19 protein-coding genes, 3 tRNA genes and 3 rRNA genes are annotated in these 23,469 nt (G+C 63.4%); 9 read left to right on the forward strand and 16 right to left on the reverse strand.

What is annotated here, in order from left to right:
* Positions 1-5: 5 nt before the first annotated feature.
* The 3 genes from thrC to ACWTPI_RS11505 are packed head-to-tail and all read right to left on the reverse strand — an operon-like array spanning position 6 to position 4,056.
* A complete protein-coding gene (gene thrC, locus ACWTPI_RS11495; RefSeq protein ID WP_020205683.1) occupies positions 6-1,451 on the reverse strand; it encodes a threonine synthase in 1,446 nt (481 codons plus the stop codon).
* A 7-nt stretch (positions 1,452-1,458) separates the two neighbouring features.
* On the reverse strand, positions 1,459-2,769 hold the full coding sequence (locus ACWTPI_RS11500) for a homoserine dehydrogenase (protein WP_020205684.1): 1,311 nt from the start codon (positions 2,767-2,769) through the stop codon (positions 1,459-1,461).
* A 51-nt stretch (positions 2,770-2,820) separates the two neighbouring features.
* The gene (locus ACWTPI_RS11505) at positions 2,821-4,056 is read right to left on the reverse strand and encodes a pyridoxal phosphate-dependent aminotransferase (protein WP_454731719.1); all 1,236 of its coding nucleotides are present in this window, start codon (positions 4,054-4,056) and stop codon (positions 2,821-2,823) included.
* A gap of 307 nt (positions 4,057-4,363) precedes the next feature.
* Here ACWTPI_RS11505 and ACWTPI_RS11510 point away from each other — a divergent pair, with 307 nt between their 5' ends.
* The 5 genes from ACWTPI_RS11510 (at position 4,364) to ACWTPI_RS11530 (ending at position 8,839) form a co-directional block, all read left to right on the forward strand.
* Complete coding sequence (locus tag ACWTPI_RS11510; protein WP_029044176.1) at positions 4,364-4,744, forward strand: Mth938-like domain-containing protein; 381 nt, start codon at positions 4,364-4,366, stop codon at positions 4,742-4,744.
* A gap of 166 nt (positions 4,745-4,910) precedes the next feature.
* On the forward strand, positions 4,911-5,372 hold the full coding sequence (locus ACWTPI_RS11515; protein WP_020205687.1) for a peroxiredoxin: 462 nt from the start codon (positions 4,911-4,913) through the stop codon (positions 5,370-5,372).
* Between the two features lie 351 nt (positions 5,373-5,723).
* The gene (locus tag ACWTPI_RS11520; protein WP_454731720.1) at positions 5,724-7,445 is read left to right on the forward strand and encodes a PhoH family protein; all 1,722 of its coding nucleotides are present in this window, start codon (positions 5,724-5,726) and stop codon (positions 7,443-7,445) included.
* Positions 7,446-7,616: 171 nt separating this feature from the next.
* Positions 7,617-8,057 carry a hypothetical protein gene (locus ACWTPI_RS11525; RefSeq protein WP_020205689.1) on the forward strand — a complete coding sequence of 147 codons (441 nt, stop codon included), beginning with the start codon at positions 7,617-7,619 and terminating at the stop codon, positions 8,055-8,057.
* 107 nt (positions 8,058-8,164) lie between these two features.
* Positions 8,165-8,839 carry a C40 family peptidase gene (locus ACWTPI_RS11530; protein WP_454731721.1) on the forward strand — a complete coding sequence of 225 codons (675 nt, stop codon included), beginning with the start codon at positions 8,165-8,167 and terminating at the stop codon, positions 8,837-8,839.
* Positions 8,840-8,941: 102 nt separating this feature from the next.
* On the opposite strand, the gene ACWTPI_RS11535 is transcribed toward ACWTPI_RS11530, so the two are convergent.
* The 8 genes from ACWTPI_RS11535 to ACWTPI_RS11570 form a co-directional block, all read right to left on the reverse strand.
* Positions 8,942-9,952 carry an inorganic phosphate transporter gene (locus ACWTPI_RS11535; RefSeq protein ID WP_029044178.1) on the reverse strand — a complete coding sequence of 337 codons (1,011 nt, stop codon included), beginning with the start codon at positions 9,950-9,952 and terminating at the stop codon, positions 8,942-8,944.
* 13 nt (positions 9,953-9,965) lie between these two features.
* Positions 9,966-10,592 carry a DUF47 domain-containing protein gene (locus ACWTPI_RS11540; RefSeq protein WP_020205693.1) on the reverse strand — a complete coding sequence of 209 codons (627 nt, stop codon included), beginning with the start codon at positions 10,590-10,592 and terminating at the stop codon, positions 9,966-9,968.
* Between the two features lie 224 nt (positions 10,593-10,816).
* Complete coding sequence (locus ACWTPI_RS11545; protein WP_020205694.1) at positions 10,817-12,208, reverse strand: replicative DNA helicase; 1,392 nt, start codon at positions 12,206-12,208, stop codon at positions 10,817-10,819.
* 219 nt (positions 12,209-12,427) lie between these two features.
* Positions 12,428-12,880 carry a 50S ribosomal protein L9 gene (gene rplI / locus ACWTPI_RS11550; protein WP_020205695.1) on the reverse strand — a complete coding sequence of 151 codons (453 nt, stop codon included), beginning with the start codon at positions 12,878-12,880 and terminating at the stop codon, positions 12,428-12,430.
* A 31-nt stretch (positions 12,881-12,911) separates the two neighbouring features.
* Positions 12,912-13,190 carry a 30S ribosomal protein S18 gene (gene rpsR / locus ACWTPI_RS11555; RefSeq protein WP_006163606.1) on the reverse strand — a complete coding sequence of 93 codons (279 nt, stop codon included), beginning with the start codon at positions 13,188-13,190 and terminating at the stop codon, positions 12,912-12,914.
* 3 nt (positions 13,191-13,193) lie between these two features.
* On the reverse strand, positions 13,194-13,493 hold the full coding sequence (gene priB / locus ACWTPI_RS11560) for a primosomal replication protein N (protein ID WP_017228959.1): 300 nt from the start codon (positions 13,491-13,493) through the stop codon (positions 13,194-13,196).
* Between the two features lie 89 nt (positions 13,494-13,582).
* The gene (gene rpsF / locus ACWTPI_RS11565) at positions 13,583-13,957 is read right to left on the reverse strand and encodes a 30S ribosomal protein S6 (protein ID WP_020205696.1); all 375 of its coding nucleotides are present in this window, start codon (positions 13,955-13,957) and stop codon (positions 13,583-13,585) included.
* A gap of 101 nt (positions 13,958-14,058) precedes the next feature.
* Positions 14,059-15,063, reverse strand: a complete 1,005-nt coding sequence (locus ACWTPI_RS11570; protein ID WP_454731722.1) for an asparaginase — start codon at positions 15,061-15,063, stop codon at positions 14,059-14,061.
* 260 nt (positions 15,064-15,323) lie between these two features.
* Here ACWTPI_RS11570 and lexA point away from each other — a divergent pair, with 260 nt between their 5' ends.
* The 4 genes from lexA to ACWTPI_RS11590 all read left to right on the forward strand — a co-directional run bounded on the left by lexA (position 15,324) and on the right by ACWTPI_RS11590 (position 18,135).
* Positions 15,324-15,980 carry a transcriptional repressor LexA gene (gene lexA, locus ACWTPI_RS11575; RefSeq protein ID WP_029044180.1) on the forward strand — a complete coding sequence of 219 codons (657 nt, stop codon included), beginning with the start codon at positions 15,324-15,326 and terminating at the stop codon, positions 15,978-15,980.
* A gap of 120 nt (positions 15,981-16,100) precedes the next feature.
* On the forward strand, positions 16,101-16,271 hold the full coding sequence (locus ACWTPI_RS11580) for a hypothetical protein (protein ID WP_020205698.1): 171 nt from the start codon (positions 16,101-16,103) through the stop codon (positions 16,269-16,271).
* A gap of 158 nt (positions 16,272-16,429) precedes the next feature.
* A tRNA-His gene (locus tag ACWTPI_RS11585) sits at positions 16,430-16,505 on the forward strand.
* A gap of 709 nt (positions 16,506-17,214) precedes the next feature.
* Positions 17,215-18,135, forward strand: coding sequence for a DUF808 domain-containing protein (locus tag ACWTPI_RS11590; protein ID WP_454731723.1), 921 nt, complete (start codon positions 17,215-17,217; stop codon positions 18,133-18,135).
* 106 nt (positions 18,136-18,241) lie between these two features.
* Here the strand turns inward: ACWTPI_RS11590 and rrf are convergent.
* From rrf to ACWTPI_RS11615, 5 genes are all read right to left on the reverse strand, one after another.
* Positions 18,242-18,355, reverse strand: a 5S ribosomal RNA gene (gene rrf / locus ACWTPI_RS11595).
* Positions 18,356-18,488: 133 nt separating this feature from the next.
* A 23S ribosomal RNA gene (locus ACWTPI_RS11600) occupies positions 18,489-21,367 on the reverse strand.
* Positions 21,368-21,647: 280 nt separating this feature from the next.
* Positions 21,648-21,723 (reverse strand) — tRNA-Ala (locus ACWTPI_RS11605).
* Between the two features lie 7 nt (positions 21,724-21,730).
* A tRNA-Ile gene (locus tag ACWTPI_RS11610) sits at positions 21,731-21,807 on the reverse strand.
* Positions 21,808-21,868: 61 nt separating this feature from the next.
* Positions 21,869-23,400: ribosomal RNA gene (locus ACWTPI_RS11615) — 16S ribosomal RNA — on the reverse strand.
* Together the 16S, 23S and 5S rRNA genes with 2 tRNA genes alongside form the textbook arrangement of a ribosomal RNA operon.
* Positions 23,401-23,469 lie beyond the last annotated feature (69 nt).

The raw sequence follows: 23,469 nt of genomic DNA on the forward strand, positions 1-23,469 counted from the left end.
GCGGCCTACAGGCCGGTGTGGCCGGCGATGAAGGCCTTGATCCGGCCGGCGTCGGCGGGCATGACCTCGAAACGCTGCGGCAGCTTCTCGATGCCGTCGAAGCTGGCCGGCCGCTCCGGCTCGTGGCCGAGCGCCTCGCGGATGGTGTCGGCGAACTTGGCCGGCAGCGCGGTTTCCAGCACCACCATCGGCACGCCGGGGGTGAGGTGCTCGCGCGCGACCTTGACGCCGTCGGCGGTGTGCGTGTCGATGGTGATGCCGTAGCGCGAGGACAGGTCGCGGATGGTGGCGAGGCGGTCCTCGTGCGTGCTGCGTCCGGAGACGAAGCCGAACGCGCGGATGCGCTCGAATTCCGCCGTGCCGGCGAGGTCGAAGCCGCCCGCGGTGTCGACGTCGCGGAACATCCGCGCCAGCTTGGCGGCATCGCGGCCGAGCAGGTCGAACACGAAGCGCTCGAAGTTCGAGGCCTTGGAGATGTCCATGCTCGGGCTGGAGGTGTGGTACGTCTCGGCCGACTTGCGCACGCGGTAGGTGCCGGTGCGGAAGAATTCGTCGAGCACGTCGTTCTCGTTGGTGGCCACCACCAGCTTGTCGATCGGCAGGCCCATCATGCGCGCGATGTGGCCGGCGCAGACGTTGCCGAAATTGCCCGACGGCACGCAGAACGAGACCTTCTGGCCCGGGCCGCTGGTCGCCAGCAGCCAGCCCTTGAAGTAGTACACCACCTGGGCCACCACGCGCGCCCAGTTGATCGAGTTGACCGTGCCGATCTTCTGGCGGGCCTTGTAGCCGAGGTCGTTCGACACCGCCTTGACGATGTCCTGGCAGTCGTCGAACACGCCTTCGACCGCCAGGTTGAAGATGTTCGGGTCCTGCAGGCTGAACATCTGCGCGGTCTGGAACGCGCTCATCTTGCGGTGCGGGCTGAGCATGAACACGCGGATGCCGCGCTTGCCGCGCATCGCGTATTCGGCGGCGCTGCCGGTGTCGCCCGAGGTGGCGCCGAGGATGTTCAGCTCCTGCCCGGCGCGCGCCAGCGCGTACTCGAACAGGTTGCCGAGCAGCTGCATGGCCATGTCCTTGAACGCCAGCGTGGGGCCGTTGGACAGGCCCAGCAGTTGCAGCGGCGCCCCGCCCTCCTCGCCCAGCGTGCGCAGCGGGGTGATGTCGGCGGTGTTGTCGCCGGGACGGGCGTTGCAGTACACCTCGGCGGTGTAGGTCTTGCGCGTGAGCGCGCGCAGGTCCGCGGCCGGGATGTCGTCGCAGAAGCGGGACAGCACTTCGAAGGCGAGATCGGCGTAGGACAGCTTGCGCCAGGCCTCCAGCTCGTCGGCGGTGACTTGCGGGTATGCCTGCGGCAGGTACAGTCCGCCGTCCGGCGCCAGGCCGCCCAGCAGGATCTCGGAGAAGGTTTGCGGCGCCTCGTGGCCGCGCGTCGACAGGTATTTCATCGCTCGCTCAGTTCAGTTCTTCCATGCGCAGGCGCGTGACCGCGGACAGCACGGTCGGCAGCGCCTCGATCTTGGCGATGGCGGCGTTGACCTGCTTCTCGCGCGTGAGGTGCGACAGCATGATGATGTCGGTCTGCGGCTCGCCTTCGCGCGATTCCTTCTGCAGCATGGCATCGATGGAGATGCCGGCGTCGGCGAGGATGCGGGTGATGTCGGCCAGCACGCCGGTTTCGTCGGCCACGCGCATGCGCAGGTAGTACGAGCTGGTGACTTCCTCGATCGGCAGCACCGGCACGCTGGACAGCTCGTCCGGCTGGAAGGCCAGGTGCGGCACGCGGTGCTCGGGGTCGGCGGTGTGCAGGCGGGTCACGTCGACGAGGTCGGCGATCACCGCCGAGGCGGTCGGCTCGGCGCCGGCGCCCTTGCCGTAGTACAGCGTGGCGCCCACGGCGTCGCCCTGCACCAGCACTGCGTTCATGGCGCCTTCCACGTTGGCGATCAGGCGCTTGGTGGGCACCAGGGTCGGGTGCACGCGCAGCTCGATGCCGTTCTCGCGGCGGCGCGTCAGGCCCAGCAGCTTGATGCGGTAGCCGAGCTCCTCGGCGTAGCGGATGTCCACGGCCGACAGCCTGGTGATGCCTTCCACGTAAGCCTTGTCGAACTGCACCGGCATGCCGAACGCGATCGAGCTCATCAGCGTGACCTTGTGGGCCGCGTCGATGCCTTCGATGTCGAAGGTCGGGTCGGCCTCGGCATAACCGAGCGCCTGCGCTTCCTTGAGCACGGTGTCGAAGTCCAGGCCCTTGTCGCGCATCTCCGACAGGATGAAGTTGGTGGTGCCGTTGATGATGCCGGCGATCCACTCGATGCGGTTGGCGGTCAGGCCTTCGCGCAGCGCCTTGATGATGGGGATGCCGCCGGCCACCGCGGCCTCGAAGGCCACGATCACGCCCTTGCGGCGCGCGGCCTCGAAGATCTCGTTGCCGTGCACGGCCAGCAGCGCCTTGTTGGCGGTGACGACGTGCTTGCCGTTCTCGATGGCCTTGAGCACCAGCTCGCGCGCGATGCCGTAGCCGCCGATCAGCTCGACGACGATGTCGATCCCGGCGCGGGTGACGACCTCGTTGGCATCGGCCACCACCTCGACCTGCCCACCGGTCAGCTCGCGAGCGCGTTCGGTGTTGAGGTCGGCGACCACGGCAATCTCGATGCCGCGGCCGGCGCGGCGGCGGATCTCTTCCTGGTTGCGTTGCAGCACGTTGAACGTGCCGCTACCGACGGTACCGATGCCAAGCAGGCCTACTTTGATGGGGTTCATGGACAATCTGACTCTGGGTTGCTGAAAAATGGATTGCGCCGCGGCGCCGGCTCAGGCCGCGAGGCCCTGGTGGCGCCTGCGGTAGGCATCGAGGAAGCGGCCCACGCGGCCGATGGCCTCGCGCAGGTCTTCCTCGTGCGGCAGGAACACGATCCGGAAATGGTCCGGCTTGCCCCAGTTGAAGCCGGTGCCCTGCACCAGCAGCACCTTGGATTCCTGCAGCAGCTCGTAGATGAATTCCTGGTCGTCCTGGATCGGGTACATCGACAGGTCGAGTTTGGGGAACAGGTACAGCGCGGCCTTGGGCTTGACGCAGGTCACGCCCGGGATCTGCGTGATCAGTTCGTGCGCGAGGTCGCGCTGGCGGCGCAGGCGGCCGCCCTCGCCCACCAGGTCGTTGATGCTCTGGTAGCCGCCCAGCGCGGTCTGGATGGCCCACTGGCCCGGCACGTTGGCGCACAGGCGCATCGAGGACAGCATGTTGAGGCCCTCGATGTAGTCCAGCGCCGGGCGCTTGTCGCCCGACACCACCATCCAGCCGGCGCGGTAGCCGCACGAGCGGTAGTTCTTGGACAGGCCGTTGAAGGTCACGGTCAGCACGTCGGTCGACAGCGCGGCGATCGAGGTGTGGGTGTGGCCGTCGTACAGCACCTTGTCGTAGATCTCGTCGGCGAAGATGATCAGGCCGTGCTCGCGCGCGATCGCCACGATGGCCTTGAGCAGCTCGTCCGAATACAGCGCACCGGTCGGGTTGTTGGGGTTGATGACGACGATGGCCTTGGTATTGGGCGTGATCTTGGCGCGGATGTCGTCGAGGTCGGGCATCCACTCGTTGGCCTCGTCGCACACGTAGTGCACCGGGGTGCCGCCCGACAGGCTCACCGCGGCGGTCCACAGCGGGTAGTCCGGCGCCGGCACCAGCACTTCGTCGCCGCCGTTGAGCAGCGCGTTCATCGACATCACGATCAGTTCCGAGGCGCCGTTGCCCACGTAGATGTCGTCCAGCCCCACGCCTTCGATGTTCTTCTGCTGGGTGTAGTGCATGATCGCCTTGCGCGCGGCGAAGATGCCCTTGGAGTCCGAGTAGCCCGCCGAGTTGGGCAGGTTGCGCATCATGTCCTGCTGGATCTCTTCCGGGGCGTCGAAACCGAACACGGCGAGGTTGCCGATGTTCAGCTTGATGATCTTGTGGCCTTCCTCTTCCATCTGCTTGGCCTTCTCCAGCACCGGGCCGCGGATGTCGTAGCAAACATTGTTGAGCTTGTTGGATTTCTGGATCGGTTTCACGGCGATGTCGGCAGGAGGCAAGGGCCGCCGGGCAAGCGGCGGCTGGCTAGGGAATCCGGGTGGGAAGGAGTGGTCCGCGGGCGCCTGTCCGCTGCGGTGCGACGCGAAACGTGGCAGGCAGGGAGGCAAAAGCTATAATTTATCGGATTATGACAGACTTCGGCAGGGATTCTTGCATTGCAGCGTGCACCGCCGGGCGCTTGCCGTTCTGTCGCCGTTCCGCTTTCAACCCGCCCCCAAACCCGCCCCGGGCGGCCGCCCGCTCGCCGGGCACCCGCCACGGGGCCGCGCCGCCAAAGGTTCCCCATTGAAACTCCACGCTGACCAGCCCAATGCCCTCAATACGGTGACCGCCTACGGGCCCGGTTATATCGAAATCAACATGGTGCGCTACACCGAGTCCGTGCTGGTCATGCCCGAGGGCGAGATCCGGCCGTGGCCGGTGCGGCGCTTCGAAGACCTGGAGCCGGCCCATTTCGAGGGCCTGCTGCCGCACGCGCCCGAGGTGGTGCTGCTCGGCACCGGCAACCGCCTGCGCTTCCCGCACCCGCGCCTGACCGACTCGCTGGCGCGCCGGCACGTGGGCGTGGACGCGATGGACCTGCAGGCCGCCTGCCGCACCTACAACATCCTGATGGCCGAAGGCCGCAAGGTGGCGGCGGTGCTGCTGCTGGAAGACCCGGCCTGAGCCTGGCCGCGGTTGCGCCGCGGCCGTCCGGGCGCCTGCGGGCACGGCGCGGCAAGTTAAGCGCGCGCCACGCTTGAAGTTTGCCGGGCCGCCCCCATCTGCCGCCACCAAGGTGGCAGCACGCATGCCGCCGCCTCCCTTCCTGCCTCTCCCAGGAGCCACAAGAATGACAATCAGTCTCGACCAGGCCGTACCCGACTTCAGCGCGCCCGCCACCGGCGGTGCTTTCCGCCTCTCCGAGCAGCGTGGCAAGACGGTAGTGCTGTATTTCTATCCCAAGGACAACACGCCGGGCTGCACCACGGAAGCCATGAACTTCCGCGACCAGTACGACGGCTTCCTCGGCGCCGACGCGGTGGTGTTCGGCATCTCGCGCGACAGCATGAAGTCGCACGAGAACTTCAAGGCCAAGCTGGAATTGCCGTTCGAGCTCATCTCCGACGGCGACGAGGCCGTCTGCACCCTGTTCGATGTCATCAAGATGAAGAAAATGTATGGCAAGGAAGTGCGCGGCATCGAGCGCAGCACCTTCGTCATCGACCGCAAGGGCATCCTGCGCCACGCCATGCGCGGCATCAAGGTGCCCAACCACGTCGACGAGGTCCTGCAGATCGTGCGCAGCCTCTGAGCGCGCCGGCCCGCGGGGCGGCCGCTGAATCGCCGCAGCAACACCCGCGCGCCGGTGCCATATCGACGATTGCAAAACAGAAATCGTTCGGATACATTGACCCGTAATGAGTTCAGAATCCGGATGCCACGCTGTTTCATCGTCCCGTCCCAGGTGCCTCGAGCCCCGGGCCGGTAGCGGACCTGCCGTGTCTCCGGTCCGCAAGAAAGCCGTCAAACCTGCTGCACAGGTCTGGCGGCTTTTTTGTTTGTACGCACAGGACACGATCGGCACCTTCGCGGCCCAGCGCGGCCGCCCCCGTGTCCTGCGCGGTTTTCCAGCCGTCTTCTCCCCCTGAAAGGAAAGCCAAGCATGCCGCTGCCGACCATGCCCGCCAAGCCTGCTCAATTGCTTGACCCGAGCGAATTCGCCCCGGTGACCAAGCTGCCCAAGGCCAGATCCGCGACACAGGGCAAGAAACCTGTGCCGGCGCTGGAGCGCGTGGCCTTGCTGGAAACCGGAAACGGCACGACCGAAGACGCGCCGGCCGTGGTGGCCCGCGCGGGCGGCACCACGCGCGCGCGCGGCAAGGACGCGCCGGCGCCGCTGACCTCCGTGCCGACCCTGTCCTCGGTGCCCAAGGTCCCCGCCAAGACCGCCGCTGGCGCCGCCGGCCGACGCGCGCCCAAGCACACCGGGCCCGCCAAGCTGTTCGTGCTGGACACCAACGTGCTGATGCACGATCCGTCCTCGCTGTTCCGCTTCGAGGAGCACGACGTCTATCTGCCGATGATGACGCTCGAGGAGCTGGACAACCACAAGAAGGGCATGAGCGAAGTCGCGCGCAATGCGCGCACCGTCAGCCGCACGCTGGACGCGCTGGTGGGCGGCACCGACGGCTCGCTCGACGAAGGCATGCCGCTGGCCAAGCTGGGCAACCGCGACGCCCAGGGCAAGCTGTTCCTGCAGACCAAGCTCAACGAGATCAAGCTGCCCGACGGCCTGCCCCAGGGCAAGGCCGACAACCAGATCCTGGGCGTGGTCAGCGCCCTGCAGCAGCAGTTCCCGGACCGCCAGGTGGTGCTGGTGTCGAAAGACATCAACATGCGCATCAAGGCGCGCGCGCTGGGCCTGCCCGCCGAGGACTACTTCAACGACCAGGTCCTCGAGGACAAGGACCTGCTCTATTCGGGCGTGATGGTCCTGCCCAACGATTTCTGGGCCAAGCACGGCAAGGGCGTGGAAAGCTGGCAGGACCCCAAGTCCGGCGCCATGTTCTACCGCCTGACCGGCCCGCTGGTGCCGTCGTTCCTGGTCAACCAGTTCGTCTACCTGGAGCCCAGCGACGGCAGCCTGCCGCTGTACGCCCAGGTCAAGGAGATCAACGGCAAGACCGCGCTGCTGCAGACGCTCAAGGACTTCACGCACCACAAGAACAATGTGTGGAGCGTGACCGCGCGCAACCGCGAGCAGAACTTCGCGCTCAACCTGCTGATGCACCCGGAGATCGACTTCGTCACGCTGCTGGGCCAGGCCGGCACCGGCAAGACGCTGCTGGCGCTGGCCGCGGGCCTGGAGCAGGTGCTCGACCAGAAGCTCTACAACGAGATCATCGTCACCCGCGCCACCGTGCCGGTGGGCGAGGACATCGGCTTCCTGCCCGGCACCGAGGAAGAAAAGATGCAGCCCTGGATGGGCGCGTTCGACGACAACCTGGAAGTGCTGCAGAAGAGCGACGACAGCGCCGGCGAATGGGGCCGCGCCGCCACCCAGGAGCTGATCCGCTCGCGCATCAAGGTCAAGAGCATGAACTTCATGCGCGGGCGCACCTTCGTCAACAAGTTCGTCATCATCGACGAGGCGCAGAACCTGACGCCGAAGCAGATGAAGACGCTGGTGACGCGCGCGGGCCCCGGCACCAAGATCATCTGCCTGGGCAACATCGCGCAGATCGACACGCCCTACCTGACCGAGGGCTCGTCCGGCCTGACCTACGTGGTCGACCGCTTCAAGGGATGGAGCCACAGCGGCCACATCACGCTGGCGCGCGGCGAGCGCTCGCGCCTGGCGGACCATGCGGCGGATGTCCTGTAGCCGCCGCGCGGCGCCGGCCGCCGCGCCGCCTTTGTAGGACCGCGACCGGCATCATTGCGCGCCGGCCTGGCCTAGCATCAAGGCAAGCGCAGCGCCCGCCAGTCCGGCACCTGTGTGCCGGCGCCTGGCGGGCGCTTTTTCGTTTCGGCTCTGGATCGATGGAGGCATTGAATGGATACCCAGCATTCTCGCCAAGCATGCGCCCGGCACCATGCGCCGCGGCGCCGCGCGGCCGGCGGCCTTGCCGTGGCAGCCGCCTGCCTGCTGTGCGGCCCCGCCCTCGCCGCGGACGAAATGGTGATCCGCACGATGGGCCCGATCAGCTACGTCTGCGGCGGCATTGCCGCCGACGAGCAGCTGGCACTGGCCGCCCAGCAGAAGAACTTCAGCATGGGCGTGCTGTTCACGCAGGGCGAGCGCGGCGAATATCTGGCCGACGTGGCCGTGCGCGTGATGCGCGAAGGCCACGAAGTCGCCAGCTTTACCGCCAGCGGGCCGAAGTGCCTCATCAAGGCCCCGCAAGGCAGCTACAATATCGAAGCGACTTATAAGGGTCAGGCCAGGTCGGTCACTGTGAGCACGGGCACCTACAACGCGCAGCTGCGCTGGTAGTTGCGTCGGTAGTTGCGCTGGAAGGCGCCCGCCGGAAGGCTGCCTTCGCGGCGGCCCCGCTCGCGGTTGGCGGCTGGCGCCTGGCCCGGGACCGGACCAGAACGAGAATGCCAACGCGCCAGACCGCCAAGCCGTCACCACGCGCGCCATCGTCACCGCTGGCGCGCGCTGCCTGCCGGGCCCGCCTGCCCTCGCTGTGCGCGGCCGCCCTGCTGCTCGCCGCCTGCGCCTCCGCGCCGCCGCCGCGCCACGGCGGCCTCTCGCGCCTGCCCGGCACGCCGATGGTGGATCCGAGCGCGGGGCTGGAAGAAGTCTCCATCCAGGCCATGTCCCTGGTCGGCACGCCCTACCGCTACGGCGGCAACACCCCCGATTCCGGCTTCGACTGCAGCGGGCTGGTGCGCTACGTGGTGCTGCGCGCCGCCAACGTCAACCTGCCGCGCACCACCGAGGCAATGGGCGAGCGCGGCGTGCCGCTCGAGCGCAGCCAGGTGGCCTCGGGCGACCTGGTGTTCTTCAACACCACCGGCCGCGCCAACTCGCACGTGGGCATCTACGTGGGCCAGAACCGCTTCGTGCACGCGCCCTCCACCGGCGGCACGGTGCGCCTGGAGGACATGGGCAAGTCATACTGGGTGTCGCGCTACAACGGCGCGCGGCGCGTGGCCTCCGCCGCCGTGCCGCCGCCGGCCCAGCCGCAGCAGCCCGCGGCGCCGGCGATCCCCGCCGCCCCGCCACCGGCGCAGGACGACGACCCGATCGCCGCCTTCGCCAACCGCTAGCGCGGCGCCGGCGCGCTTCCCGCGCGCCATGAAAAAAACCAGGCTTCACGCCTGGTTTTTTTCATGGCCGACATCGGCCTCACCGGCGCCGCGGGCGCCGGCTCAAAGCACGTGCAAACCGATCCACCATGCAATCGCCGCCATGAAGGCCGACGCGGGAATGGTCAGCACCCATGCCCACACGATGTTGCCGGCCACGCCCCAGCGCACCGCCGACATCTTCTGCGCCGAGCCCACGCCGACGATGGCGCCGGTGATGGTATGGGTGGTGGACACCGGCACGCCCAGCGCCGAGGCGATGAACAGCGTGATGGCGCCGCCGGTCTCCGCGCAGAAGCCGCCGACCGGCTTGAGCTTGGTGATCTTCTGGCCCATCGTCCGCACGATGCGCCAACCGCCGAACATGGTGCCCATGCCGATCGCCACGTAGCAGCAGACGATGACCCACACCGGCGGCTCGGCGCCGCCCTGCGCCACGTGGCCGCTGGCGATCAGCAGCATCCAGATGATGCCGATGGTCTTCTGCGCGTCGTTGCCGCCGTGGCCCAGGCTGTAGAGCGAGGCCGACACCAGTTGCAGGCGGCGGAACCAGCGGTCCACGCGCGACGGCGGCGTGCGGAAGAAGGTCCAGCCCACGATCACCATCATCAGCGAGCCGAGCACGAAACCCAGCAGCGGCGAGATCACGATGAAGGCCACGGTCTTGGCCAGCCCGCCGCCGACCAGCGCGCCGGTGCCGCCCTTGGCCACCGCGGCGCCTACCAGCCCGCCGATCAGCGCGTGCGAGGACGACGAGGGAATGCCGTAGTACCAGGTGATCAGGTTCCAGGCGATGGCGCCGACCAGCGCGCCGAAGATCACGTGGTGGTCGACGATGTTGACGTCGACGGTGCCGGTGCCCACCGTGGCCGCCACCTTGAGGTGGAAGATGAAGATGGCCACCACGTTGCACATGGCCGCCATCGCCACCGCGTGGTGCGGCTTGAGCACGCCCGTCGACACCACCGTGGCGATCGAATTGGCGGCGTCGTGGAAGCCGTTCATGAAGTCGAACAGCAAGGCGAGCGCCACCAGCAGGCCGATGACCCACAGGCTCATTTGTATTGTGTGCATGCCGATTCGTGCCTCAGGCGTTTTCCAGGACGATGCCTTCGATGATGTTGGCAACGTCCTCGCACTTGTCGGTGATGGTCTCGAGCTGCTCGTAGATGGCCTTGAGCTTGATCAGCCGTTTCACGTCGGTCTCGTCGCGGAACAGCTTCGACATCGCCGAGCGCATCACGCGGTCGGCCTCGGACTCGAGGTGGTCGATCTGCTGCGCCGTCTTGAGAATGGCGCTGGCGTTGCTCATGTCCTCGAGCAGGCCGACCGCGATCTTGACCTGGTCGCAGCACTGCACGCAGATCGAGGCCAGCTTGCGGGCCTCGTCGGTCAGGCTGGTCACGTCGTACAGCGAGATGGTCTCCGCCACGTCCTCCATCAGGTCGAGGATGTCGTCCATCGTGGTGATGAGCTTGTGGATCTCGTCGCGGTCCAGCGGCGTGATGAAGGTCTTGTGCAGCAGGTCGATGGTGTCGTGCGTGATGCGGTCGGCCTTCTTTTCGGTGGCCTGCACGCGGCGCGCGTGCGCCTCGGCATTGGGCAGGTCGTTGACCAGCACTTCCAGCTCGCGGGCGGCGGTCACCGCGCAATCGGCATGCTGGTTGAAGTATTCGAAGAACTTGCCCTCCGTGGGCATGAATCGGCCGAACATGGGTTGTTCCTTGTCGGGGCGCGCGAGCGCCCCCGGGTTATTGCCTGGGCGACTGGCTCAATCGGCCAGGCATACATTGCAGACAGCCGCCTGGCGGCGGCTGTCATCAAAACGAAATATTTTACAGGTATGCGGGCCGCAGCCGAATCTCTTTCACGTCCGGCGTGGGCGATCGGCCACGGCGGGACCGCTTTGCCACCGCCCAGGCCGCGCCAGGACTGGCTTCAGGTGTCGTTGTCGAAGAAGGCCGGACCGCCGCTGAAGTTGTCGAATTTGGTGAACTGGCCCAGGAATGTCAGGCGCACGGTGCCGATGGGACCGTTACGCTGCTTGCCGATGATGATCTCGGAGGTGCCCTTGTCCTGCGAGTCGGGGTTGTAGACCTCGTCGCGGTAGATGAACAGGATCACGTCGGCATCCTGCTCAATGGCGCCCGATTCGCGCAGGTCGGACATCACCGGGCGCTTGTTGGGGCGCTGCTCCAGGCTCCGGTTCAACTGCGACAGCGCGATCACCGGGCAGTTGAGTTCCTTGGCCAGCCCCTTGAGCGAACGGGAGATTTCCGAGATTTCGGTGGCGCGGTTCTCGCCGCTGCCCGAGCCCGACATCAGTTGCAGGTAGTCGATGATGATCAGGCCAAGCTGCCCGCACTGGCGCGCCAGGCGGCGCGAGCGCGCGCGCAGCTCCATCGGGTTGAGCGCCGGGGTCTCGTCGATGAACAGCTGCGCGTCGTTCATGCGCTGGATGGCATGCGTGAGGCGCGGCCAGTCCTCGTCGAGCAGGCGGCCGGTACGCAGGCGGTGCTGGTCCAGCCGGCCGACCGAGCCCAGCATACGCATGGCCAGCTGGGTGCCCGCCATTTCCATCGAGAACACCGCCACCGGCAGGCCCTGCTCCACCGCCACGTGCTCGCCGATGTTGAGCGAGAACGCGGTCTTGCCCATCGACGGGCGGCCGGCCACGATGATCAGGTCGCCGGCCTGCATGCCGCTGGTCATGCGGTCCAGGTCGATGAAGCCGGTCGGCACGCCGGTCACGTCGGTGTTGCTGTCGCGGTGGTACAGCTCGTCGATGCGCTCCACCACCTGCGTGAGCAGCGGCTGGATTTCCTGGAAGCCCTTCTGCCCGCGCGAGCCTTCCTCGGCGATGGCGAAGACCTTGGACTCGGCTTCGTCGAGCAGCTCGCGCACCTCGCGCCCCTTGGGCGCGAAGGCCGCCGAGGCGATGTCGTCGGCCACCGTGACCAGCTTGCGCAGCACCGAACGCTCGCGCACGATTTCCGCGTAGCGGCGGATGTTGGCCGCGCTGGGCGTGTTCTGCGCGAGCGAGTTCAGGTAGGCCAGCCCGCCCACCTCCTCCGCCTTGCCGGCCACCTGCAGCATCTCGTAGACGGTGATGACGTCCGCGGGCTTGGTCGCCGAGATCAGCCGGGCGATGCTCTGGAAGATCATCCGGTGGTCGAAGCGGTAGAAGTCCGACTCGGAAAGGAAGTCGGCGATGCGGTCCCAGGCGGCGTTGTCCAGCAGCAGGCCACCCAGCACCGATTGCTCGGCCTCGATGGAGTGCGGAGGTACCTTGAGATTATCTAGTTGGGGGTCGCTGACAGGCGCGTTCATGGGGAGGGATTATAACGGCGCGCACAGGCGAGCCGGAGGAGAAATCGCGGCGCGTGCGGCGATGTGACGGCAGGACAACCACCCCGGCCGGGCCGAAGTCGGAACCCCGGGCCAAAACAAAAAGGCAGGAGCGCCTGGCTCCTGCCTTTTTGTTCCTGCCTGCGGCCGCTGCCGCTGCGGAGATCCCTCGCGGGCCCCGCGGCGGCGGCCGGTTCCGGCTTAGACGTGTTCGCCCAGGACGGAGACCGTCACGTCGACCACCACGTCCGTGTGCAGCGAAACGCTGACCGGATGATCGCCAACGATCTTCAGCGGGCCGTTCGGCAGGCGCACTTGCGCCTTCTCGATCTTGAAGCCTTGGCCTTCCAGGGCGGCGGCGATGTCGGCATTGGTGACCGAGCCGAACAGGCGGCCGTCCACACCCGACTTCTGGGTGATCTGCACGGTCAGGCCGTTGAGCTTCTCGCCCTCGCCCTGCGCGGCAGCCAGCTTCTCGGCGGCGGCCTTTTCCAGCTCGGCGCGCTTGACTTCGAACTCGCTGATGGCGGTCTGGGTCGCGCGGCGGGCCTTCTTGTTCGGGATCAGGAAGTTACGGGCGTAGCCGTCCTTCACGCGAACGATGTCACCCAGGTTGCCCAGGTTGATGACTTTTTCCAGCAGAATGATTTGCATCGTGTTTTCTCCTTGACGGACCTAGGGCCGATCAGTTCTTGTGCAGGTCGGTGTAGGGCATCAGCGCGAGGAAACGCGCGCGCTTGATGGCCGTATCGAGCTGACGCTGATAGTGCGCCTTGGTGCCGGTCAGGCGGGCCGGCGTGATCTTGCCGTTGTCGCCGATGAAATCCTTCAGGGTGTCCAGATCCTTGTAGTCGATCTGTTCCACGCCGGCCACGGTGAAGCGGCAGAAGCGCTTGCGCTTGAACAGCGGGTTCTGCTGTTGGAAGCGCTTCTTGTTCTTGTTGTCACGTTTGACGAATGCCATGATTCAATCCTTTTCGAATGCTTTACATCCAGTGATGTGAAAGACGAGAGCCTTGCTGTTGCGGTGCTTGCGGGCCAGGAATCCTTCGCAGTCGAGCATCGCGCCGAGCGGCGTGCGCTCGAGCCGTTGTCCGATCTGTCCGATCCCCATCGCGGCGATGGCAAATTCCACCTGCCTGGGCGTCTGCGCCTCGACCGTCTCGCCCGCGTACTGCAGGATGCAGTTGACGACGGGGACGCCGGCCGGGGTATAGCGCAGGGCATCGCGTTCGGCGAGGGTCGCGCAGAGCCTCAACTGGTTCAACGCTGCCTCCGTTCCCGGTGTCCATGCCCGCTCGCGCCGCCGCGGCGCCTGCGATATTCAGCGCCCGCGGCAACCGCAAGAGCCCGCACTTAGGCGGCCTGGCCTTCGGTGGTCTGTTGCGCGGCCTTGCGGGCTTCTTCGCGCTGCACTTCCTTCATCATCGGGGACGGTGCGGTTTCGGCCTTCTTGGTCTGAACGATGAGGTGGCGCAGCACCGCGTCGTTGAACTTGAACGCGTGTTCGAGTTCAGCCAGGGTTTCCTTGCCGCATTCGATGTTCAGGCAAACGTAGTGAGCCTTGGCCAGCTTCTGGATCATGTAGGCCATCTGACGGCGGCCCCAGTCTTCCACTCGGTGGATCTGGCCTTCCTGCGAGGTGACCAGCGTCTTGTAACGCTCGATCATGGCCGGAACCTGTTCGCTCTGGTCCGGATGGACGATAAATACGATTTCGTAATGACGCATTGACGCTCCTTTTGGATAAGCCACCCGGGCGCCATGTCCGGTGTGGCAAGGTTGGATAGCCTTAAAGTATAGCGCGCTTTCCACGCATAGGGCAAGCTGCTTCAGTTATCGGCAAAGAGCGCCTGCAACGCCGCCGGATCCGCCGCCAGCGCCGGCCTGGCCGCCAGCGTGAGCAGCAGCAGCACGCGCGCCTTGTAGGGATTCAGGTCGCCGGCCGACACGAAGACGCCGGCGCTCGGCCGCGGCTGCGCCGGCATCGCCACATGCCCGGCCCCGGTGCGCGAGCTGCGCACGACCGCCACGCCCGCCGCGGCGGCCTCGGCCAGCGCCTCCGCCAGCGACTGGTGGATCGAGCCGTTGCCCGCGGCGGCCACCACGAGGCCGTTCACCCCGGCCGCGACCAGCGCATCGACCATCACCCGGCCCGGCTGCGCGTAGCTGGCCAGGATTTCCACCTGCGGCCACGCCGCCGGCACCGGCACCGGCATGGCCGCGGCCGGCAGCCGCAGCGGGGCGCGGGTGAAACAGACGAAATCGTCCTGCACATAACCGACCGGGCCGCCCGCCGGCGAAGCGAAGGCGTTCACCGCCGCCGTGTGCGCCTTCACGGCGTCGCGCGCGGCGTGGATCTCCTGGTTGACGACCAGCAGCACACCCTTCCCCACCGACGCCGGATGGCTGGCCACGCGCACCGCGTCGAGCAGATTCAGCGGGCCGTCCGCGGACAGAGAAGTCGACGGCCGCATGGCCGCGGTCAGCACCACCGGCAGCGTGGCCTCGCAGGCCAGGTGCAGCACCATCGCCGTTTCCTCCAGCGTATCGGTGCCGTGCGTCACCACGATGCCGGCGACGTCGGGCTGCGCCGACCAGAAGCGGATCCGCTCGACCAGCCTGGACCAGAGCGCGAACGACATGTCCTTGCTGTCCACCTGCGCCACCTGCTCCGCCTCGATGCGCGCTACCTCGCCAAGCGCGGGCACGGCCCCGAGCAGCGCCGACACCGGCACCGTGGCGGCCTGGTACTTCGCGCTGCTGGCGGGATTGGACGAAGAACCGGCAATGGTGCCGCCGGTGGCAAGCACAACGACGCGACGCAGTGAGGACATGGCGGGGGACGTGTAGGAAACCTGGAGTCGAAAAAAACGCGTACCCGGAACGGGCACCGCGTGCCGCGGATTGTAACCCTGCGCATCCCGGCACCCGCAAGGCGCGCCCGCAGGCAGGCGTGTTGCAAACTATTCGTCGATGCGCCGCGTCCTAAAAATTCCGCTTGCACTTCACTCGATACTGTATAAAATCACAGCATACTGTTTAAACGTACAGTGCTCTCCAATAACAGCGAAAACAACAGCGAACAACGGCGACTATGGCGACCCTGACACCGCGGCAGCAGCAGATTTTCGACCTGATTCGCAGCACTCTCCAGCACACCGGCTTTCCGCCCACGCGTGCCGAGATTGCCGCCAAGTTCGGCTTCTCCTCGCCCAATGCCGCGGAAGAGCATCTGCGCGCGCTGGCCCGCAAGGGCGTGATCGAACTCACCCCCGGCGCGTCGCGCGGCATCCGTCTCAAGGTATCGCGCAGCGACTCCGAGTTGCCCGACCAGTTCTCGCTGCCGATGGCGGGCGTCATGCAGCTGACGCTGCCGCTGGTCGGCCGCGTCGCCGCCGGCAGCCCGATCCTGGCCGCCGAACACATCGACCGCCAGTACCAGGTCGATGCCTCCGTCTTCGAAGTCCAGCCCGACTACCTGCTGCGCGTGCGCGGCCTGAGCATGCGCGACGCCGGCATCCTCGACGGCGACCTGCTCGCGGTCAAGCGCGCCAGCGAAGCCGCCAACGGGAAGATCGTCGTGGCCCGGCTCGGCGAGGACGTCACCGTCAAACGCCTCAACCGCCGCGGCGACACGATCGAACTGATCGCGGAGAACCCCGACTTCAGCAACATCATCGTCCAGCCGGACCGGGAAGAATTCTCCTTGGAAGGCATCGCCGTCGGCCTGATCCGTACCGGCGCGTTCTAAAAGCCCCAAGCCTCAAGTGCGGCTGGAGCGGGTTCGCCCGCCTCGAGCTGCACCCGATATGCCAACGCCATCCGCGCTGCGGATGCCGACAACTGTTGTTGCAAATCACCAGGTGTAGCCATGCTCCCAGCCAATCGCTTCTCCACCCGCCGCCCCGTCAAGCCCGTTCCGTTCCGCCAGTCCAAAGGCGTGCGCATCTACCAGGGCGCGCAGCGGCGCACGATGGTCGGCAGCATGGCCGCCATCTGCCGCATGCTCGAGCTGGAAGACCTTCCCAAGCTGTCCGTGTAATGGCGCGTGCCGCGTGGTGGCGCAGCGTGGAGACGGTTGCCATTCGCCGCATGCGCCAGCCTCATGAAATTTTTTGAGGCGAAGTACTAGCCATGTGCCAATGAAGTTTGTATAATCTTGTTTTTCGTCGATCAGCACTCAGCTGAAAGACAACGACGGTGGCTGTAGCTCAGTTGGTAGAGTCCAGGATTGTGATTCCTGTCGTCGTGGGTTCGAGTCCCATCAGCCACCCCAGAATTCTCTTCGGTATCGACGGCTTGAGCATTAACCAGCCGTTCGCGATACGAGATATCCGATAAAAGCGGATATACCCAACGGCGCCTCTGGCGCCGTTTTTGTTTTCTGCCGCTGGCAAGCATCGCACCGATGCTCCAATTTGCCATTGCCCGGACTCCCCTCCTCAAACCAACGTCGCCAGTCGACCCGCTTATCGCGCATGCGAGGCCGGTCATTTTGCAATTGTTGACAGTCAAACGGTACGTTGCTTCTTATGCTGGCCGCGGCACCATCCCCTGGTGCTCATATTCGACACTTCCCGATGCCGCTGCGCCGCTCCCCCGGCCCAGCGGCTTTTTTTGGCGGAACGGCGGCCGCAGCCGCGGTGACAGTTGTTGACAGTCCGTGTCTCCGCATCCTGATAGCCTTCAATCTCGCATCGTCATCCTCCGCTGGGTACGGTGCGGCTTCCTGTCCCCGCCGGGCATTCGTGTCCGGCGGGGTTTTCTTTTTTGGCCGATGCGTAGGTCCGATGTCTTGCGGACTTCGGGGCCTGACCGCCATCGAGTGGCCATGCAAGATGCCCCGGCCACTGCCTCTCGATTCATGGCGGACATGCCATCCACATGTGGAAGGCATTATCCTGCCACCTCACTCCCCATGCGCGCGGAAATTGCAGCGCGACGCTGTTTGCCCCGATACCCACTACACACCAGGAGATCTGGATATGGCTGGCTCGAGCCTCTTGCTGCTGATCGACGACATCACCTCGATCCTTGACGACATCGCGTCCATGAGCAAGCTCGCCGCCAAGAATACCGCCGGCGTGCTCGGCGACGATCTCGCTCTCAACGCGCAGCAAGTCACGGGCATGAAGGCCGACCGGGAGCTGCCGGTGGTGTGGGCGGTGGCAAAGGGATCGCTGCGCAACAAGGCAATCCTGGTGCCGTCCGCGCTGGCGATCAGCGCCGCGATTCCGTGGGCGATCACGCCTTTGTTGATGGCGGGTGGCGCCTTTCTCTGCCATGAGGGATTCGAGAAGATTGCGCACAGCCTGCTGCATCAGCGGAAGGCACCGGAGGCGACTGTCATCCGGAGCGAGCCGCCGACAACGGATCTGGCCACGCTCGAAACAACGAAGGTCCGCGGCGCGGTGCGCACGGATTTCATCTTGTCGGCGGAGATCATCGTCATCTCGCTCGGCACGGTTTCCGAGGCGACGTTCGGCACGCAGGTTGCCGTATTGTCGATCGTCGCATTGGTCATGACGGTGGGCGTCTATGGCCTGGTGGCCGGCATCGTCAGGCTCGACGATGCCGGGCTTTATCTTCACCAACGGCCATCGGCAACGGCGCGCGCCGCCGGCCGGGCCATTCTGCGCATGGCGCCCTGGCTGATGCGGGCGCTTTCGGTGGCCGGCACGGTTGCCATGTTCCTGGTCGGCGGGGGAATCCTGGTACATGGCTTTCCTGGCGCGCACCACGTGACGGAGCGCGCGGGCGCCCTGCTGGGCGCGGAAGGCAGTCTTGACATGCTCGGTCCCCTGCTCGTCAATGGCGTGGCCGGCATCGTGGCCGGCGCGCTGGTGACGGCGGCGGTCTTCCTGATCAAGCTTGCGGTACGGGTTGTCCGGCCATCGCTGGACTGAATGCGATGGCCCGGCCGGTATGACGCGGATAATGCAAAGCGCCAGAAACTAAAACCCCAAAAGCAAAACCCCCCAGTACGTACGTACTGAGGGGTTTTAAGAGAGAGCCTGGCGATTACCTACTTTCACACGGGTAATCCGCACTATCATCGGCGTGGAGTCGTTTCACGGTCCTGTTCGGGATGGGAAGGGGTGGTTCCAACTCGCTATGGTCACCAGGCATGAGCGGTGTGTTGCGCTGGGCTTGTCGGCCAACGCAACGAATAGGGATGTAGTCAGGTTGTGTCTTGTATCGGCCAGGCTGCTGAGCAGCGGCACGCGATACGTCAACCAGGCAGAAACACACTGGTTATAGGATCAAGCCTTACGGGCAATTAGTACTGGTTAGCTTAACGCATTACTGCGCTTCCACACCCAGCCTATCAACGTCCTGGTCTCGAACGACCCTTCAAGGAGGTCAAGCCTCCAGGGAATCCTCATCTTCAGGCGAGTTTCCCGCTTAGATGCTTTCAGCGGTTATCTCTTCCGTACATAGCTACCCTGCGATGCCTCTGGCGAGACAACAGGTACACCAGCGGTACGTCCACTCCGGTCCTCTCGTACTAGGAGCAGCCCCCGTCAAGATTCCAACGCCCACGGCAGATAGGGACCAAACTGTCTCACGACGTTTTAAACCCAGCTCACGTACCTCTTTAAATGGCGAACAGCCATACCCTTGGGACCGGCTACAGCCCCAGGATGAGATGAGCCGACATCGAGGTGCCAAACACCGCCGTCGATATGAACTCTTGGGCGGTATCAGCCTGTTATCCCCAGAGTACCTTTTATCCGTTGAGCGATGGCCCTTCCATTCAGAACCACCGGATCACTATGTCCTGCTTTCGCACCTGCTCGACTTGTCGGTCTCGCAGTTAAGCACGCTTTTGCCATTGCACTTTAGGTACGATGTCCGACCGTACCAAGCGTACCTTCGAACTCCTCCGTTACACTTTGGGAGGAGACCGCCCCAGTCAAACTGCCTACCATGCACTGTCCCCGACCCGGATTCACGGGCCAAGGTTAGAACCTCAAACAAACCAGGGTGGTATTTCAAGGTCGGCTCCACGCAGACTAGCGTCCACGCTTCAAAGCCTCCCACCTATCCTACACAGATCGGTTCAAAGTCCAATGCAAAGCTACAGTAAAGGTTCATGGGGTCTTTCCGTCTAGCCGCGGGGAGATTGCATCATCACAAACACTTCAACTTCGCTGAGTCTCGGGAGGAGACAGTGTGGCCATCGTTACGCCATTCGTGCAGGTCGGAACTTACCCGACAAGGAATTTCGCTACCTTAGGACCGTTATAGTTACGGCCGCCGTTTACCGGGACTTCAATCAAGAGCTTGCACCCCATCATTTAATCTTCCGGCACCGGGCAGGCGTCACACCCTATACGTCCACTTTCGTGTTTGCAGAGTGCTGTGTTTTTATTAAACAGTCGCAGCCACCATTTTATTGCAACCCCTTCACCCTCCTGGCGCAGGCCAGTCAAGCTACAAGGGCGTACCTTATCCCGAAGTTACGGTACCAATTTGCCGAGTTCCTTCTCCCGAGTTCTCTCAAGCGCCTTAGAATACTCATCTCGCCCACCTGTGTCGGTTTGCGGTACGGTCTCGTATGACTGAAGCTTAGAGGCTTTTCTTGGAACCACTTCCAATTGCTTCGCAGCACTAGGCCGCTCGCCCCATATCCTTGAATTCCGCGCCCGGATTTGCCTAAGCGCCTTCTCCAATACAGGGACCGGGACTTCCAACACCCGGACAACCTTCCGCGATCCGTCCCCCCATCGCATCATACGACGGTGCAGGAATATTAACCTGCTTCCCATCAGCTACGCATCTCTGCCTCGCCTTAGGGGCCGACTCACCCTACGCCGATGAACGTTGCGTAGGAAACCTTGGGCTTACGGCGAGGGGGCTTTTCACCCCCTTTATCGCTACTCATGTCAGCATTCGCACTTCTGATACCTCCAGCATCCTTTACAAGACACCTTCACAGGCTTACAGAACGCTCTCCTACCACGCACTTACGTGCGTCCGCAGCTTCGGTGACTGGCTTAGCCCCGTTACATCTTCCGCGCAGGACGACTCGATCAGTGAGCTATTACGCTTTCTTTAAAGGGTGGCTGCTTCTAAGCCAACCTCCTGACTGTTTTAGCCTTCCCACTTCGTTTCCCACTTAGCCAATCTTTGGGACCTTAGCTGGCGGTCTGGGTTGTTTCCCTCTTGACACCGGACGTTAGCACCCGATGTCTGTCTCCCGTGATTGCACTCTTCGGTATTCGGAGTTTGCTATGGCGGGGTAATCAGCAATAGACCCCCCAACCATGACAGTGCTCTACCCCCGAAGGTGAGACACGAGGCACTACCTAAATAGTTTTCGGAGAGAACCAGCTATTTCCAGACTTGTTTAGCCTTTCACCCCTATCCACAGCTCATCCCCTAACTTTTCAACGTTAGTGGGTTCGGTCCTCCAGTACGTGTTACCGCACCTTCAACCTGGCCATGGATAGATCGTCTGGTTTCGGGTCTACACCCAGCGACTGAACGCCCTATTCGGACTCGCTTTCGCTACGCCTTCCCTAATCGGTTAAGCTTGCCACTGAATGTAAGTCGCTGACCCATTATACAAAAGGTACGCCGTCACCCGTTTCCAGGCTCCGACTGTTTGTATGCATGCGGTTTCAGGATCTATTTCACTCCCCTCCCGGGGTTCTTTTCGCCTTTCCCTCACGGTACTGGTTCACTATCGGTCGATCACGAGTATTTAGCCTTGGAGGATGGTCCCCCCATCTTCAGACAGGATTTCACGTGTCCCGCCCTACTTGTCGTACACCTAGTTCCACAACGCTGTTTTCGCATACAGGGCTATCACCTGCTATGGCCGGCCTTTCCAGACCGTTCTGCTAACAACACTGCTAAAGAGTACAAGGCTCTTCCCATTTCGTTCGCCACTACTTTGGGAATCTCGGTTGATTTCTGTTCCTGCAGCTACTTAGATGTTTCAGTTCGCCGCGTTCGCTTCCCTGACCTATGTATTCAGTCAGGGATGACCCATAAGGGCCGGGTTTCCCCATTCGGACATCTCCGGATCAAAGCTTGTTTGCCAGCTCCCCGAAGCTTTTCGCAGGCTACCGCGTCCTTCATCGCCTGTGATCGCCAAGGCATCCACCACATGCACTTGTTCGCTTGACCCTATAACAAGTGTGTCTCTTTCGAGTCACGCTTCCTACAGGTTGAGTTCTCGCATTTGTGCCGTATTCCAAGTCATCTTTCGATCACTTTAAAATACATTTGGTTGATACAATCACAACCCGGTATCGTGTTTTACTGCAGCGTCTCATCAACGCTCACGACACCTTTACTACATCCCATATTGTTAAAGAACAGCCGATGTTTCCATCGTCTTGGCAAAGCCAAAGGCAAACGCTTTTCTCTCAAAGCGCTTGCCTTTGGACTGACCAATCCAAGGTAGTGGTGGAGGATGACGGGATCGAACCGACGACCCCCTGCTTGCAAAGCAGGTGCTCTCCCAGCTGAGCTAATCCCCCGATAACTTGGTGGGTCTGGTAGGACTTGAACCTACGACCCCCGCCTTATCAAGACGGTGCTCTAACCACCTGAGCTACAGACCCTTGGCTGTAACACCAAACAAACCGATAAGTGTGAACGCTCAACAACTTCTGCACGCTCTTGAAAGGAGGTGATCCAGCCGCACCTTCCGATACGGCTACCTTGTTACGACTTCACCCCAGTCATGAACCCTGCCGTGGTAATCGCCCTCCTTGCGGTTAGGCTAACTACTTCTGGCAAAACCCACTCCCATGGTGTGACGGGCGGTGTGTACAAGACCCGGGAACGTATTCACCGCGGCATGCTGATCCGCGATTACTAGCGATTCCAGCTTCACGTAGTCGAGTTGCAGACTACGATCCGGACTACGATGCGTTTTCTGGGATTAGCTCCCCCTCGCGGGTTGGCAACCCTCTGTACGCACCATTGTATGACGTGTGAAGCCCTACCCATAAGGGCCATGAGGACTTGACGTCATCCCCACCTTCCTCCGGTTTGTCACCGGCAGTCTCTCTAGAGTGCCCTTTCGTAGCAACTAGAGACAAGGGTTGCGCTCGTTGCGGGACTTAACCCAACATCTCACGACACGAGCTGACGACAGCCATGCAGCACCTGTGTCCACTTTCTCTTTCGAGCACCTAATGCATCTCTGCTTCGTTAGTGGCATGTCAAGGGTAGGTAAGGTTTTTCGCGTTGCATCGAATTAATCCACATCATCCACCGCTTGTGCGGGTCCCCGTCAATTCCTTTGAGTTTTAATCTTGCGACCGTACTCCCCAGGCGGTCAACTTCACGCGTTAGCTACGTTACTGAAGAAATGAATCCCCAACAACTAGTTGACATCGTTTAGGGCGTGGACTACCAGGGTATCTAATCCTGTTTGCTCCCCACGCTTTCGTGCATGAGCGTCAGTGACGTCCCAGGGGGCTGCCTTCGCCATCGGTATTCCTCCACATCTCTACGCATTTCACTGCTACACGTGGAATTCTACCCCCCTCTGACATACTCTAGCCTTGCAGTCACAAGCGCCATTCCCAAGTTGAGCTCGGGGATTTCACGCCTGTCTTACAAAACCGCCTGCGCACGCTTTACGCCCAGTAATTCCGATTAACGCTCGCACCCTACGTATTACCGCGGCTGCTGGCACGTAGTTAGCCGGTGCTTATTCTTCCGGTACCGTCATCCCCCCGAGGTATTATCCCAGGGGATTTCTTTCCGGACAAAAGTGCTTTACAACCCGAAGGCCTTCTTCACACACGCGGCATTGCTGGATCAGGGTTGCCCCCATTGTCCAAAATTCCCCACTGCTGCCTCCCGTAGGAGTCTGGGCCGTGTCTCAGTCCCAGTGTGGCTGATCGTCCTCTCAGACCAGCTACTGATCGTCGCCTTGGTGAGCTCTTACCTCACCAACTAGCTAATCAGACATCGGCCGCTCCTATCGCGCGAGGCCTTGCGGTCCCCCGCTTTCACCCTCAGGTCGTATGCGGTATTAGCTAATCTTTCGACTAGTTATCCCCCACGACAGGGCACGTTCCGATGTATTACTCACCCGTTCGCCACTCGCCACCAGGATTGCTCCCGTGCTGCCGTTCGACTTGCATGTGTAAGGCATGCCGCCAGCGTTCAATCTGAGCCAGGATCAAACTCTTCAGTTCAATACCTGTGTGACCCAAAAGGGTCTCGCTCTTTCGAGCGGTCGCTCACTCTCAGAAAACTGACTCGAT

Source organism: Cupriavidus ulmosensis, assembly GCF_977008105.1.